14 protein-coding genes are annotated in these 13,372 nt (G+C 45.9%); 6 read left to right on the top strand and 8 right to left on the bottom strand.

Going from position 1 to position 13,372, the window contains the following annotated elements; translation table 11 throughout:
• Window positions 1-86: 86 nt before the first annotated feature.
• The 8 genes from GYY70_RS08490 to aroQ all read right to left on the bottom strand — a co-directional run bounded on the left by GYY70_RS08490 (window position 87) and on the right by aroQ (window position 6,652).
• Window positions 87-701, bottom strand: coding sequence for a serine acetyltransferase (locus tag GYY70_RS08490; protein WP_202984462.1), 615 nt, complete (start codon window positions 699-701; stop codon window positions 87-89).
• Between the two features lie 6 nt (window positions 702-707).
• Window positions 708-980 carry an oxidative damage protection protein gene (locus tag GYY70_RS08485; RefSeq protein ID WP_174832050.1) on the bottom strand — a complete coding sequence of 91 codons (273 nt, stop codon included), beginning with the start codon at window positions 978-980 and terminating at the stop codon, window positions 708-710.
• Window positions 981-1,042: 62 nt separating this feature from the next.
• On the bottom strand, window positions 1,043-2,380 hold the full coding sequence (gene argA / locus GYY70_RS08480) for an amino-acid N-acetyltransferase (RefSeq protein WP_174832049.1): 1,338 nt from the start codon (window positions 2,378-2,380) through the stop codon (window positions 1,043-1,045).
• Entirely contained in the window at window positions 2,377-3,177 is an 801-nt protein-coding gene (locus tag GYY70_RS08475) for a hypothetical protein (RefSeq protein ID WP_084547888.1), read from the bottom strand. The genes argA and GYY70_RS08475 overlap by 4 nt, the downstream gene beginning before the upstream one ends.
• A 121-nt stretch (window positions 3,178-3,298) precedes the next feature.
• Entirely contained in the window at window positions 3,299-4,195 is an 897-nt protein-coding gene (gene prmA / locus GYY70_RS08470) for a 50S ribosomal protein L11 methyltransferase (protein ID WP_174832048.1), read from the bottom strand.
• Window positions 4,196-4,286: 91 nt separating this feature from the next.
• Window positions 4,287-5,645 carry an acetyl-CoA carboxylase biotin carboxylase subunit gene (accC, locus tag GYY70_RS08465; RefSeq protein ID WP_110414436.1) on the bottom strand — a complete coding sequence of 453 codons (1,359 nt, stop codon included), beginning with the start codon at window positions 5,643-5,645 and terminating at the stop codon, window positions 4,287-4,289.
• A 45-nt stretch (window positions 5,646-5,690) separates the two neighbouring features.
• Window positions 5,691-6,152, bottom strand: a complete 462-nt coding sequence (accB, locus tag GYY70_RS08460) for an acetyl-CoA carboxylase biotin carboxyl carrier protein (RefSeq protein WP_025331183.1) — start codon at window positions 6,150-6,152, stop codon at window positions 5,691-5,693.
• Window positions 6,153-6,193: 41 nt separating this feature from the next.
• On the bottom strand, window positions 6,194-6,652 hold the full coding sequence (aroQ, locus tag GYY70_RS08455) for a type II 3-dehydroquinate dehydratase (protein WP_025331182.1): 459 nt from the start codon (window positions 6,650-6,652) through the stop codon (window positions 6,194-6,196).
• 253 nt (window positions 6,653-6,905) lie between these two features.
• On the opposite strand from aroQ, the gene queA reads away from it, so the two are divergent.
• From queA to pntB, 6 genes are all read left to right on the top strand, one after another.
• On the top strand, window positions 6,906-7,946 hold the full coding sequence (gene queA / locus GYY70_RS08450) for a tRNA preQ1(34) S-adenosylmethionine ribosyltransferase-isomerase QueA (protein WP_174830519.1): 1,041 nt from the start codon (window positions 6,906-6,908) through the stop codon (window positions 7,944-7,946).
• A 17-nt stretch (window positions 7,947-7,963) separates the two neighbouring features.
• Window positions 7,964-8,350: a lactoylglutathione lyase gene (gloA, locus tag GYY70_RS08445; RefSeq protein ID WP_078475657.1), complete on the top strand. Its 387-nt coding sequence runs from the start codon at window positions 7,964-7,966 to the stop codon at window positions 8,348-8,350.
• Between the two features lie 239 nt (window positions 8,351-8,589).
• Window positions 8,590-8,907, top strand: a complete 318-nt coding sequence (gene sugE / locus GYY70_RS08440) for a quaternary ammonium compound efflux SMR transporter SugE (protein ID WP_174832047.1) — start codon at window positions 8,590-8,592, stop codon at window positions 8,905-8,907.
• Between the two features lie 142 nt (window positions 8,908-9,049).
• A complete protein-coding gene (locus GYY70_RS08435) occupies window positions 9,050-9,991 on the top strand; it encodes a siderophore ABC transporter substrate-binding protein (protein ID WP_174832046.1) in 942 nt (313 codons plus the stop codon).
• 346 nt (window positions 9,992-10,337) lie between these two features.
• The gene (locus tag GYY70_RS08430) at window positions 10,338-11,873 is read left to right on the top strand and encodes a Re/Si-specific NAD(P)(+) transhydrogenase subunit alpha (protein WP_174832045.1); all 1,536 of its coding nucleotides are present in this window, start codon (window positions 10,338-10,340) and stop codon (window positions 11,871-11,873) included.
• A 12-nt stretch (window positions 11,874-11,885) separates the two neighbouring features.
• Window positions 11,886-13,265 (top strand): Re/Si-specific NAD(P)(+) transhydrogenase subunit beta, encoded by a 1,380-nt coding sequence (gene pntB, locus GYY70_RS08425; RefSeq protein WP_100115488.1) that lies wholly within the window; start codon window positions 11,886-11,888, stop codon window positions 13,263-13,265.
• Window positions 13,266-13,372 lie beyond the last annotated feature (107 nt).

Genomic DNA, 13,372 nt, shown 5'->3' with positions numbered 1-13,372 from the left:
TGGCTATACCTGTAACTGTCATTAAGGGTAAGAATTTGTCAGTCTGGTGTTAATGTTACTAACATTGGCACTGTTTTGCTGACAGGTCAAGCTTCATTTGTATTTTCTGGCGGCCAGCGGTTGTGGATATATTGTCCCGGATTCTGGTAATTCAGTACTTTAGCGTAATTGCCGGCAGCAGTGGCATTTGCCGGAATATTTTTAGTCACAACACTGCCGGCGCCAATAGTGGCATTGTCACCAATCTGTACATTTTCAATCAGATTACAATTGGGTCCGATGTAGACGTTATTACCGATACAGGCTGCGGGGCCGTTGTTAGCGCCAATTACTGTGTAGGGAGAAAGATTGACATTATTACCCAGTCGGGCACTGCTATTGATAATCAGCGGGCCGCCATGACCAATGTACAAACCATAACCTACTGCTGTGCGCGGGCTGATAATGATACCGCTGCGGCGTTTTTGCCATGCATACATGGGGTAGGCAATTTTGCGCCATATTCCCGGTACGGAGGCCAGTCTGAGCCAGAAAGTAAAGCGGAACCCCCGGTTAAACAGATAATGACGAATAAAACTAGACCAGTCTGTACGGCCGCTATAACGAAACAAATCACTTTTAATAAGCTGGATAACCATAAAACAGTGCAAAAATGTCGGGAAAATAAAAGGCTGTTCGTCTCTGTGAAATCGAACAGCCATTAGTTTTTATACCTGAGGCGGTGTATAACCACTGATTTGATCGGCACCCTCGCCGAAGAAATAATTTTCCATTTGCTGAGTAATGTACTGACGGGCGCGGGGGTCGGCCAGACTAAGGCGGTTTTCATTAATAATCATGGTTTGATAACGTAACCAGCCATCCCATGCTTCCTGTGATACGTTATTGTATATGCGTTTACCCAGTTCATTGGGAAATGGCGGAAATTTCAATCCGGGCGCTTCTTTGCCCAGTTTAACGCAATGCACCATATGGCTCATGTGTTTTCCTTTGTGTCATTCAGGGAAAAATACAGATTGTAGAATATTTTGCAGGAGTTGGTTTAAAGCTGGCGGCAAAATATTTTCGACTGGCGTTTGTTACTGGTGTACTGTTGCTGCCGCTCTAATGGTAACTGTTCCAGGTGAGCACTGATAAATCCGCGTTCGACAAACCAGTCGCCGGTATGTGTGCTCAGAGCAAACAGTTCTTTTAGCTGTAATTGCTGTGCCTGTTTAATAACATGAGTCAGCAGCAATTCTCCGTAGCCGCGGGCGCGGGCATTCGGTGAAACAATCAGACAGGCCAGCTCACCGGCATTTGCTTCAGGATAAACATGTAAAGCAACACAGCCATAAACATAACAATCCTGCTCCAGCACAGAAAATTCATGAATATGGTTTTCCATGTATTCACTGTCGCGCGGTAATAAAATACCGGCTGCTTCCAGTGGCGCAATCAGTTGCAGAATATCACCGATATCTTTATTAGCAGCCGGCCGGATACGCATAAAGGGCGCTTTAGCCATGGCTGTGCCGCTGCCTTCACGGGTAAATAATTCCTGTAACAGGCTGCCATCCTGCAGACCGGACAGTACATGCACCCGTTGAACGCCGTGTTCAAGTACATGTGCTGCTGTCTGTAACAGCTCTGTCTGGCGTCTGCTTCCGGTGTTTTGTGCCAGCAGACTGGCAATTTCAACACAGTTCAGTTCACTGATGGTTTGTTGCTGTTCATCCAGTAAACCCTGCTGTGTGCCCAGAAAGATGAGTTTTTCTGCGCTGATGGCTTCTGCCACAGCTTGTGCAACTTCATTTACCTGCAAACGATATGACAGACCGCTAAGCGAATGACCGATCGGGCTGATTAATACCAGCTGATTGTGAGCCAGACGCTCTTCGATAGCGGCCGAATCTACTTTGCGAACACAGCCGCTGTAGCCCATATCTGTTCCGTTAATTACGCCCAGAGGCTTGGCGCGCAGGAAATTGCCGGCAGCAATACGCAGGTTCGGAGTGCTGTGCTCCATAACCTGTGTAGGTATCATAGATAGTGCTGCTTCCAGATTAAAGCGTGCAATTCCGCTGGCCTGTTTGACTAACTCCAGAGCAGCATTATCAGTAACCGGATTTTCATCTATGCTGATTGCAGTATCACTGCCGGCTATGGCCTGAATATACTGGCTGCACCCGTGAATAAGAACCAGCCTCATACCGAGGCTGGTTAATAAAAGTATATCGGCGGCCAGTGCTGCGAGTTTGTCGCTTACCAGAACATGGCTACTGATTGCTAAAACAAGCGTTTTACCATTCAGATGGTGGATATAGGGTGAAGCCTGACGAAAATCGTGAACAAACTGGTTACTTTTAAAAATTTCTTGATTACCTGCATGAATGTTCATTTTACTGCCATTAAATAAAATAACTGCATCATCAGTACAGTTAACGCAACAATGGTTGCCAGAGTCCAGTTAAATTCTTTGGACAGTTTATCCTGCTGATGATGTAAAAATTCGGTTTTGGCATGGATGGCATCGGTTTTTTCGATTGCATCATTAAGCAGTAATGGTACATCTGCCTGATTTGGATTGTCATTAGGCAGTAAGGTAAAAACAAGATTATTCAGGTTATTCACATTACTGTTCATGGAGATGCTGGTGGTGTTTTCTTCAGGCACATGGACTGGTGTATTGACTATTGGCGGAGCTTCTTTTACCGGCTCTGCTACAGGTGGCGGGTTGCGCAGTAATTCACTGCTGGCCAGCTGCGGCTGTGGCGCAGAGGAATGTTCCGGTTCCGGTTCGATTACCGTTGGCACGCGGATTTCAACTTTATTGGCTACTTGATTTAATAAAGTATTCAGATTCGGTCTTTTATCAATAACCGCAGTATTTTTTGGTGTTGGTGCACTGGTAAATATCTGACTCTGGGCATTTCTGCTGTTGGTCTGATTTAAATTCAGAGCATTTTGCAGTAAATCCATTACTTCACTGGCACTGGGAACCTGTTGTCCGGAAGCTGCCGTATTATTTTTGCTTCCGGCCGGCGGGGTGACATTTTTATTCGTACGGATTTTGGATACAACTGTAAATCTGTGCCGGCATTGTTCACACACAACACGTCCTCCGTCACGTGGCGGTGTTGCTACGATATTTTCTGCATGGCATTTAGGACAAATAACAGTAATTGTTTTAGACATGATTTTTCAGCAAACCAAATAGTTAAAAAGGAGGCAATTAAGTACTGTCAGAAGCGGATAGCCGTGTTATCGCATTAGCATGTCATGCCGGTATTTTCAGATAAATAGCAAAACCGGGCAATTATGCTCTTTTACGGCCACTAATACATACCCACCCGTCCAGTGTTTTAGGTGAGTTCAAATCAAACCACTGACGATATATTCCACTGAGCTCTTCTGTCTGTTCTGCCAGAATACCTGACAGGACAATTTCACCACCGGTACGGGTACGTTCTGCCAGCATTTGAGCCAGCATGCGTAACGGATTAGCCAGAATATTTGCAACAACGATGTCAAATTTCTGACCGGCTGGCAAATTATCCGGAAGATAAAATTCAGCACTGACCTGATTTTGTGCAGCATTATCCTGACTGGCACGGATTGCCTGCGGATCAATGTCTACACCACAGGCACGACCGACACCCAGTTTCAGTGCGGCAATCGTCAGAATACCTGAACCACAGCCATAATCCAGCAGAGTTTCACCACTGCGCACATGCTTATCCAGCCATTGCAGGCACAGCCGGGTAGTGGGGTGACTCCCGGTACCGAAAGCCAGCCCCGGATCCAGTTGCAGATTGATGACCCCCGGTTGAGTTGGCTGGTTATGCCATGATGGCGTAATCCATAAGCGCGAAGAAATCTGAATCGGGTCAAACTGAGACTGGGTCAGGCGTACCCAGTCCTGCTCAGGAATGGTTTCAAGATAGTACTGTGGTTTGGCAATCGCACATTCCTTTGCCGCTGCAGAGACAACGGAATCAATATCAGTATTTTCATCAAACAGTGCCACAATGTTACTTTGCTGCCACACCTGTTCAGTGGGCATATCAGGTTCGCCGAAAATCGGCTGTTCATTATCATTGCCGGCATTGGCATCTTCAATGGCTGTACTTAATGCGCCGTTTTCAATCAGTGCATCGGAGAGCTTATCCACCTGATCTTGTGTAACTGTAATAACAACTTGTTGGTAGTGCATGGCTTTTTTACCGTAACTGGATGTTTTATAAAACTTCAGGCAGCCACCGCGGCTGCCTGCAAACAAAAGCGCAATGTATGCTTATTGTAAATTATTTTTGTGATTCTTTGTGTTTTTGTAACCATTGTTCAAGATAATGAATACTTTCACCACCATGAATGAAACCCGGATCAGCAAAAATATCACGGTGCAGATTGGTATTGGTTTTAATACCGGTGATGGCCAGCTCCTGCAGGGCAACACGCATTTTGGCAATAGCTTCATTACGATCACGCCCGTGGGTACACACCTTACCAATCATGCTATCGTAATAAGGAGGCACGGTATAGCCCTGATAAATATGGCTGTCAATGCGTACTCCGTTACCACCGGGCTGGTGGCAGCTGGTAATCAGGCCGGGGCTGGGAACAAAAGTATACGGGTCTTCGGCATTAATCCGGCATTCAAAAGCATGTCCTTGTAAACGGATATCTGCCTGAGTGTAGGATAAGGGCAGACCGGAAGCTACACGGATTTGCTCCTGCACAATATCCACACCGGTAATCAGCTCAGTAATAGCATGCTCAACCTGCACACGGGTATTCATTTCAATGAAGAAGAACTCACCATCTTCATACAGAAATTCAAATGTACCTGCACCACGGTAGCCGATGCGCTGACATGCGGCTACACACGCGGTACCAATACGTTCGCGTTCTTCCGCAGTGATAAATGGTGCCGGTGCTTCTTCAATGACTTTCTGATGGCGGCGCTGCATAGAGCAGTCACGTTCACCCAGATAAATGGCATTGCCATGTTCATCACACAGTACCTGAATTTCAATATGGCGCGGTTTCTGCAGATAGCGCTCCATATATACGGCAGGATTACCAAAAGCAGCACCGGCTTCAGTACGGGTCATTTCTACTGCGGCCAGTAAATCCTCAGCCTTTTCAACTACGCGCATACCGCGACCGCCGCCGCCGCCTGATGCTTTAATAATGACCGGATAGCCTACCGCAGCACCGATTTTTTCAATTTCCTGCGGATCTTCCGGTAATGCACCATCTGAACCGGGTACGCAGGGGACACCGGCTGCCTGCATAGCCTTTTTCGCAGAAACTTTGTCACCCATCTGACGTATGGTTTCCGGACGCGGACCGATAAAAACGAAACCGGACTGCTCCACCTGTTCTGCAAAACCATCATTTTCTGCCAGAAATCCATAACCGGGGTGAATCGCATCAGCATCGGTAACTTCAGCAGCGGAAATCAGAGCAGGGATATTCAGGTAACTTTGGGCGGAACTGGCCGGACCAATACAAACAGATTCATCAGCCAGCTTAACGTGCAGAGCATCACTGTCGGCTTCTGAATGCACAGCTACGGTTGCAATACCCATTTCATGGCAGGCGCGCAGAATGCGCAGCGCAATTTCGCCACGATTGGCAATAAGAACTTTTTTTAACATGAGGCAGTACCTTGTAAAAAAGGGGAGTTATGACTGATATTAAGATTACTCAATAATAAACAGCGGTTCACCAAACTCCACAGGCTGCCCGTTGGATACGAGAATTTCTTTGACCACGCCACTGTGATCAGCTTCAATTTCATTCATCAGTTTCATGGCTTCGATGATACACAGAGTATCGCCGGCATTAACGGTTTGCCCCACTTCAACAAACGGTGCAGAAGTCGGACTTGCTGCCCGGTAAAAAGTTCCGACCATCGGTGACTTCATCGCTTTGCTCAGATCAGGACCGGCTGCCGGTACGGCTGCTGCCGGAGCAGCTTCTGCCGGAACTGCTGCTGGTGCAGCCATAACAGCCGGCTGTTGCTGTACTGGTGCAGAATATACTGGCTGAGCAGCAGTAGTGCGGGTAATGCGTACCTTTTCCTCACCTTCGGTCACTTCGATTTCAGCAATGCCTGACTCTTCTACCAAATCAATGAGTTTTTTAAGTTTACGTAAATCCATATTATGAACCCTTGTGTGATTGGACCTGATCGCAATAGGTATTAGTGTTGGCGATCTGTCTCTTGAATGTATTCAATTGCGCGGTGTAATGCTGCCTCGTAACCATATACGCCCAGACCACAGATTACCCCCATGGCAATATCGGACAGATAGGAATGGCGCCGGAAAGCTTCGCGTGCATGTACATTTGAAATGTGTATCTCAATAAATGGTTTGCCGGCAGCTGCAAAAGCATCACGAATGGCTACGCTGGTATGAGTAAATGCACCCGGATTAATAATAATAAACCGGGTATCATCAGTTAATGCAGCCTGAATGCGTTCTGTCAGAACATGTTCGGCATTGCTTTGCAGTGTTTCCAGCGTTAGGCCGGCTGCCTGTGCCTGTACAAGCAGTTTCTGATTAATGTCTGCCAGTGTGGTATGACCATATATATGCGGCTCCCGTAACCCTAAAAGATTCAGATTGGGGCCGTTTAAAACCAGAATTGAGGCACTCATATATTGATTGTTTATCGCAAAATTGCGCCATTTTTGCCGAAAATGCGCGCAAATGTCCAGTATTTTCGTAAAAATTTCACTATATAAACTACAACTGTTTTCCCTATAACAGTCTGGCAGCCTTATTTTGCGTGCTTAATAAACTGATAAGCCGGATATTTAAACTGTGGCTGATAAGGGTAATATGCTACTGCTTCGCAGTCTGTGCAAGCCGGCTTATAATACGTCTTTTGCCTTTTTTGGGCACATATACATGCATATTAATGATTTTGATTTTGATTTGCCACCGGAACTGATTGCTCAGCACCCTCCGGCTGTGCGTGGCAGTAGCCGTCTGCTGGTGGCTTTGCCCGGGCAGCCTCCGACAGACAGTGAATTTATCCGGCTGGCAGATTATGTGGCAGCCGGTGATGTTTTGGTATTTAACAATACCCGTGTAATGAAAGCCCGCCTTTTTGGCCGTAAAGCCAGTGGCGGTCAGATTGAAGCATTGATTGAACGAGTGCTGGATAACCATACTGCTCTGGCGCATGTGCGTTCATCTAAATCGCCCAAACCGGGTACAGAGCTGATTTTCGAAGGCGGATTGCATGCACAGATGCAGGCGCGACAAGGTGAGTTATTTGTACTGCATTTTTCCGGCGACAAAACTGTATGGGAGCTACTGGAAGCTCACGGCCATTTGCCATTACCACCATACATTACCCGTTCGGCTGATCATGACGATGATGAGCGCTATCAGACGATTTATGCTAAATATGAAGGAGCAGTAGCTGCCCCTACTGCCGGTTTGCACTTTACCGATACTATTTTGCAACAATTGCGAAATAAAGGCGTACACCTGACCGAAGTAACTTTACATGTGGGTGCAGGCACCTTTCAGCCGGTGCGGGTAGAAAATATTGCTGAACATCATATGCATAGTGAATGGTATGACGTGAGTGAGGAAGTTGTGGCAGAGATTGAAGCGGCACAGGCGCGAGGAAATAAAATCTGGGCGGTAGGCACAACAGCAGTTCGCGCACTGGAGTCTGCGGCACGCAGTGGAAAATTACAGGCAGGCCAGGGCGATACCAATATTTTTATTACGCCGGGCTATGAGTTTAAGGTAATTGACCGCATGATTACCAATTTTCACCTGCCTAAATCAACTTTACTCATGCTGGTAAGCGCATTTAGCGGTTATGATGAAATTCGTGCCATTTACCAGCATGCCATTGGTGCCGGATACCGCTTTTTCAGTTATGGCGATGCCATGCTGCTGGGTAATCTGGCAAAAACAAAAACAGAATAAGATATAAGGAACATAACATGAGAATGTTGCATACTATGCTGCGAGTAGGTGATCTGGATAAATCACTGGCGTTTTATCAGGATGTGCTCGGTATGAAACTGCTGCGGCGGGAAGATTTTCCCGGCGGACGTTTTACTCTGGCTTTTGTCGGCTATGGTGAAGAATCTGACAGTACCGTACTGGAATTAACCTATAACTGGGATACGCATACTTATGATCTAGGTACAGGATACGGACATATTGCTATTGAGGTAGATGATGCTTATGCTGCCTGTGATGCTGTGCGCGCCAAGGGCTGTCGTGTAACCCGTGAGGCCGGACCTATGCAGCACGGCACTACTGTCATCGCATTTGTGGAAGATCCTGATGGCTATAAAATTGAATTCATTCAGAAGAAGAAATAAGTTCGCAGCATTATATTGATTATAACTGTGGCAGACTGAACTGTGATCAGTATCAATATCCTGACAGATAGTTTATAGCCATCTGTTTTTGTTCCAATGGAGTTTTGATTGCTTGACGCTGATTCAGACTGCCTATTATGATGCCATTATTCATATGCTTATTTATGCATCCGTTCGGGACGACCCGGCCGGTAGATTCTCACGCAGGACGGCCTGCATCAGCCTTAACAGGAATCATTATGGCCTGGGTGTCATTATTGCTGGCCGGCATACTTGAAATAGTCTGGGCAATTGGTCTTAAGTATTCACAGAATTTTACTAAATTCACCCCGAGTATCATTACATTAGCTGCTCTGGTTGGCAGCTTTCTTCTGCTGGCACAGTCCATGCGTTCATTGCCGGTAGGTACAGCTTATGCAGTCTGGACTGGTATTGGCGCTGTGGGGGCAACCATTGTCGGTATCATTGCTTTTAAAGAACCGGCTGGTGCCATGCGTCTGATTAGCCTGACACTGATTATTGCCGGTATTATTGGTCTGAAACTGGGCGCACAGTAAATTCATGCTGTCCGGCAAGTTATAACATCTGCTTATTAAATTTATATTAAGCCGGATTGTATTGCAAAGCTGGACATTTATATTAAATAATGATAATAATTATCATTATTTAATAATTTAAAATTCAAGGGGTAATTCAGTTATGAAAAAAATAATAACGCTGGCTGTGGCATCGGCTCTGATGATGGGGTTAAGTGCCTGTCAAAGCACTGCACCGTCAATTAACCTTACTCAGGCTGGCGAAGAAATTAAGATACCGGTACAACCGCAAAAAATTGTTGTGATGGATTTCGGTGCTTTAGATACACTGGATGCACTGGGTGCCGGCAACCGCGTTATTGCTGCGCCGGTAAGTAATATTCCGGCTTATCTGCAACAATATCATAATGCACAGGTACAGGATTCAGGCAAAATGAAGGAGCCGGATATTGCCGGTATTAAAGCTGCCAGTCCGGATCTGATTATCATGAGCGGAAGGCAGAATAATTTCTATAAAGATTTAAGTGCCATTGCACCTACACTCAATTACTCAGTTAATGCCGGTGAAAATTATTATTCTGCGGTCAAGAATCAGATCAGATTGCTGGGGAAAATTGCCGGCAAAGAAGTACTGGCGCAGGAGCAGTTGAATGCACTGGATTTAAAAATGGATGCAGCCCGTCAGCTCGCGCAGCAATCCGGTAAAAAAGCCATCGTGGTATTACATAATGACGGAAATGTGATGCTGATGAATCAGGGTAGCTATGCTGCGCTGATTTTCGATGAATTACATGTAAAACGGGCTGTAAATGCCAATGATCTGCCTGTACCGGATAAAGCTGAAAATGGCCGGCCGGCACGTATAATGGTTGATAATCAGTTTATTGCTCAATATCATCCGGATATTATTTACGTTGTTGACCGCAGTAAAGCAATAGGCAATACACCGATGCGCAGCGATTATTTTGATAATAAAGTTATGCAGAATGCAGGTACGCAAATCGTTAATCTTAGTGCTGACTTATGGTATTTATCCGGCAACGGGCTGGAAAGTCTGAACCGTCAGATTGATGAAGTTATCCGGCCGCTGAACAGCATGAATTAAATTTTGTTCCTGTCACATTACAGCCAGCCGTTATTACTAATGGCTGGCTTTTTTGTTGAAAACAGATAATAGCCTATCCTGATAATAGACATTATTGATAAAGACATATTATATGTAAATGTAATTGTTAAATTTTTTAAATCAGACACAAATAATGACCTGAATAAAGGTTTTATTGCTGTGTTTTCGATAATATAGTGGTTGTAAACAACAGAAAATATTATCTTCTGATAGTTATGGGTTAGGCAGGCAGTCTATGCTGATTAACTCAGACCAAATATATCAGAGCAGACAAGTATTTACAGTTAAAACTATTTTACGGCACCTTCCTCGGAAAGGAATAAGAATGAAGATAGGTATTCCACGCGAATCTCTTGCCGGTGAAACCAGAGTAGCGGCTACGCCGAAAACCGTTACCCAGCTAATTAAATTGGGGCATGAAGTTGTTATTGAGCATGATGCCGGTAAGGCAGCCAGCTTATCTGACGGTTTGTATCATGAAGCAGGCGCAACAGTGGCCGATGCAGGCACTGTCTGGCAGTGTCCGCTAATATTTAAGGTAAATGCACCGAATAAAGAAGAAATTGCCGCCATGCAGTCCGGTACGATACTGGTCAGCTTCATCATGCCGGCGCAGCAGTCAGAGCTGGTACAGCAGTTACAGGCGAAAAAAATTACTGTGCTGGCAATGGACATGGTACCGCGGATTTCACGTGCACAGGCGATGGATGCATTGTCGTCAATGGCTAATATCAGTGGCTATCGGGCGGTAATTGAAGCTGCTGAAAACTTTGGCCGTTTCTTTACCGGCCAGATTACTGCTGCCGGTAAAGTTCCTCCGGCAGAAGTGCTGGTGATAGGTGCAGGGGTGGCTGGTCTGGCCGCTATTGGTACAGCCCGTCAGCTTGGTGCCGTGGTTAATGCATTCGATACCCGCCCTGAAGTTGCTGACCAGATTGAATCCATGGGTGGTAACTTTCTGCAACTGGACTATCAGGAAGAAGAAAGCAGTAGTGGCGACGGCTATGCTAAAACCATGAGTGCTGCTTATATTGAAGCAGAAATGAAACTGTTTGCCGAACAGGCCAGACAAGTTGACATTATCATTACAACTGCTGCAATTCCGGGAAAACCTGCTCCCAAACTGATTACCCGGGAGATGGTAGACAGTATGCGTGAAGGTTCGGTAATCGTGGATCTGGCTGCTGCTACCGGTGGTAACTGCGAATATACCGAACCCGGTAAAATTATTACTACAGCCAATGGGGTGAAAATAATTGGTTATACCGATATGGCTAACCGTCTGGCCGGCCAGTCTTCACAGCTTTATGGCACAAATCTGGTTAATCTGGCACGCCTGCTTACACCGAATAAGGATGGTGAACTGGCATTAAATTTCGAAGATGTGATTATCCGTAACATGACTGTTACTCATGAAGGCAACAGCATGTATCCGCCACCACCGATTCAGGTATCCGCCGCGCCAAAAGCAGAATCGAAAGTTGCAGCTCCGGCTCCTGTTGCGACAGCACAGCCGGCATCAGCAAACAAAAAAATCATCTGGGCAGCAATTGCAGTCATACTGATGTTGTGGATAGGTGCGGTTGCTCCGGTGGCTTTTCTGAATCACTTCATGGTATTTGTACTTGCCTGTGTAGTGGGTTACTTTGTGGTATGGAACGTGAACCACGCCCTGCATACCCCGTTAATGTCAGTAACTAATGCCATATCGGGCATTATTGTAGTAGGTGCATTGCTGCAAATCGGGCAGGGACATGGTTTCGTATCGCTGCTGGCCTTTATTGCAGTAGCGATAGTCAGCGTTAATATCTTCGGTGGCTTTGCTGTTACCCGCCGTATGCTCAATATGTTTCGTAAATAAGGGGGAAACGGTATGTCTCAAGGTATCGTAACTGCTGCATACATCGTTGCTGCGGTATTGTTTATTCTGAGTCTGGCCGGACTCTCACAGCAGGAAAGTGCCAGACGTGGCTGTTATATGGGCATAGCAGGTATGGCTATTGCGCTGATTGCTACGGTTTTCAGTGAAAATGCGCACGGTCTGGGCTGGGTGATTATTGCCATGGTTATTGGTGGTGCAGTGGGTCTGCAACAGGCTAAGAAAGTGGAAATGACCCAGATGCCGGAGCTGATTGCTATGCTGCACAGCTTTGTCGGATTAGCTGCCGTACTGGTGGGTTTCAACAGCTACATCGACCCTCATGATGTAGACTCAGATATGTTCACCATCCATCTGGTTGAAGTATTTCTGGGGGTATTTATTGGTGCAGTAACCTTTAGTGGTTCATTAGTAGCATGGGGAAAACTGAATGGTAAGATTGCCAGCAGCCCCCTGCAACTGCCACACCGGCACCTGCTCAATCTGGGCGCACTGGTATTGTCATTTTTACTGATGCTGTGGTTCGTAGGTGTTGGCGGTTCCGGTTTTGCCCTGATTGTCATGACTCTGATTGCACTGGTATTCGGTTATCATCTGGTTGCTTCGATTGGCGGAGCTGATATGCCGGTAGTCATTTCCATGCTGAATTCTTATTCAGGCTGGGCTGCCGCCGCTGCCGGTTTTATGCTTGATAACGATTTACTGATTGTTACCGGTGCATTAGTCGGTTCGTCCGGTGCGATTTTGTCATATATCATGTGTCAGGCAATGAATCGCAAATTTCTTTCTGTAATTGGCGGTGGTTTCGGTTCAGCGCCGGTAGCCGCAAACAGTGACAATGTACCAGCCGGCGAAGTTCAGGAAATCAAACCGGAGCAGGTAGCAGATACACTGAAAAATGCACATAGCGTCATTATTACGCCGGGATACGGTATGGCGGTGGCTCATGCACAAAATGCAGTGGCCAGTATTACCGCCAAACTGCGCCAGCAAGGTATTAATGTCCGCTTCGGGATTCATCCGGTAGCCGGACGCCTGCCCGGACATATGAATGTATTACTGGCTGAAGCAAAAGTACCTTATGATATTGTACTGGAAATGGACGAAATCAATGATGATCTCAGCGATACTGATGTGGTACTGGTGATTGGTGCCAATGATACAGTCAATCCGGCAGCAGTAACCGATCCGAATAGTCCAATTGCCGGTATGCCGGTATTGCATGTCTGGGAAGCTAAAAACGTGATTGTATTTAAACGTTCAATGCAATCCGGTTATGCAGGTGTAGATAATCCACTGTTTTATGAAGAAAATGTCAGAATGTGTTTTGGTGATGCCAAAGCTACCCTGGATGAAGTGGATAAAAATATTTAACAGTGAAAAAACAGTCTGGTCATTTACCAGACTGTTTTTTTATAAAGCTCAATAAATAAAAATTTTAAGAAATTCTAGATAAATCTGGATATTACCCTATCTGCTAA

The sequence above is a fragment of the Snodgrassella sp. ESL0324 genome, from assembly GCF_013344955.1.
GTDB lineage: Bacteria > Pseudomonadota > Gammaproteobacteria > Burkholderiales > Neisseriaceae > Snodgrassella > Snodgrassella alvi.
The sequence above is the reverse complement of the archived record's forward strand: the minus strand, read 5'-3'. Positions and strand labels throughout refer to the sequence as shown.

Excerpts from the sequence above, each read along its gene's own strand:
- accB (WP_025331183.1), bottom strand. The coding sequence starts at position 6,152 with ATGGATTTACGTAAACTTAAAAAACTCATTGATTTGGTAGAAGAGTCA.
- queA (WP_174830519.1), top strand. The coding sequence starts at position 6,906 with ATGCATATTAATGATTTTGATTTTGATTTGCCACCGGAACTGATTGCT.
- GYY70_RS08490 (WP_202984462.1), bottom strand. The coding sequence starts at position 701 with ATGGCTGTTCGATTTCACAGAGACGAACAGCCTTTTATTTTCCCGACA.
- prmA (WP_174832048.1), bottom strand. The coding sequence starts at position 4,195 with ATGCACTACCAACAAGTTGTTATTACAGTTACACAAGATCAGGTGGAT.
- GYY70_RS08475 (WP_084547888.1), bottom strand. The coding sequence starts at position 3,177 with ATGTCTAAAACAATTACTGTTATTTGTCCTAAATGCCATGCAGAAAAT.
- aroQ (WP_025331182.1), bottom strand. The coding sequence starts at position 6,652 with ATGAGTGCCTCAATTCTGGTTTTAAACGGCCCCAATCTGAATCTTTTA.
- GYY70_RS08435 (WP_174832046.1), top strand. The coding sequence starts at position 9,050 with ATGAAAAAAATAATAACGCTGGCTGTGGCATCGGCTCTGATGATGGGG.
- GYY70_RS08485 (WP_174832050.1), bottom strand. The coding sequence starts at position 980 with ATGAGCCATATGGTGCATTGCGTTAAACTGGGCAAAGAAGCGCCCGGA.
- argA (WP_174832049.1), bottom strand. The coding sequence starts at position 2,380 with ATGAACATTCATGCAGGTAATCAAGAAATTTTTAAAAGTAACCAGTTT.
- sugE (WP_174832047.1), top strand. The coding sequence starts at position 8,590 with ATGGCCTGGGTGTCATTATTGCTGGCCGGCATACTTGAAATAGTCTGG.
- gloA (WP_078475657.1), top strand. The coding sequence starts at position 7,964 with ATGAGAATGTTGCATACTATGCTGCGAGTAGGTGATCTGGATAAATCA.
- accC (WP_110414436.1), bottom strand. The coding sequence starts at position 5,645 with ATGTTAAAAAAAGTTCTTATTGCCAATCGTGGCGAAATTGCGCTGCGC.
- pntB (WP_100115488.1), top strand. The coding sequence starts at position 11,886 with ATGTCTCAAGGTATCGTAACTGCTGCATACATCGTTGCTGCGGTATTG.
- GYY70_RS08430 (WP_174832045.1), top strand. The coding sequence starts at position 10,338 with ATGAAGATAGGTATTCCACGCGAATCTCTTGCCGGTGAAACCAGAGTA.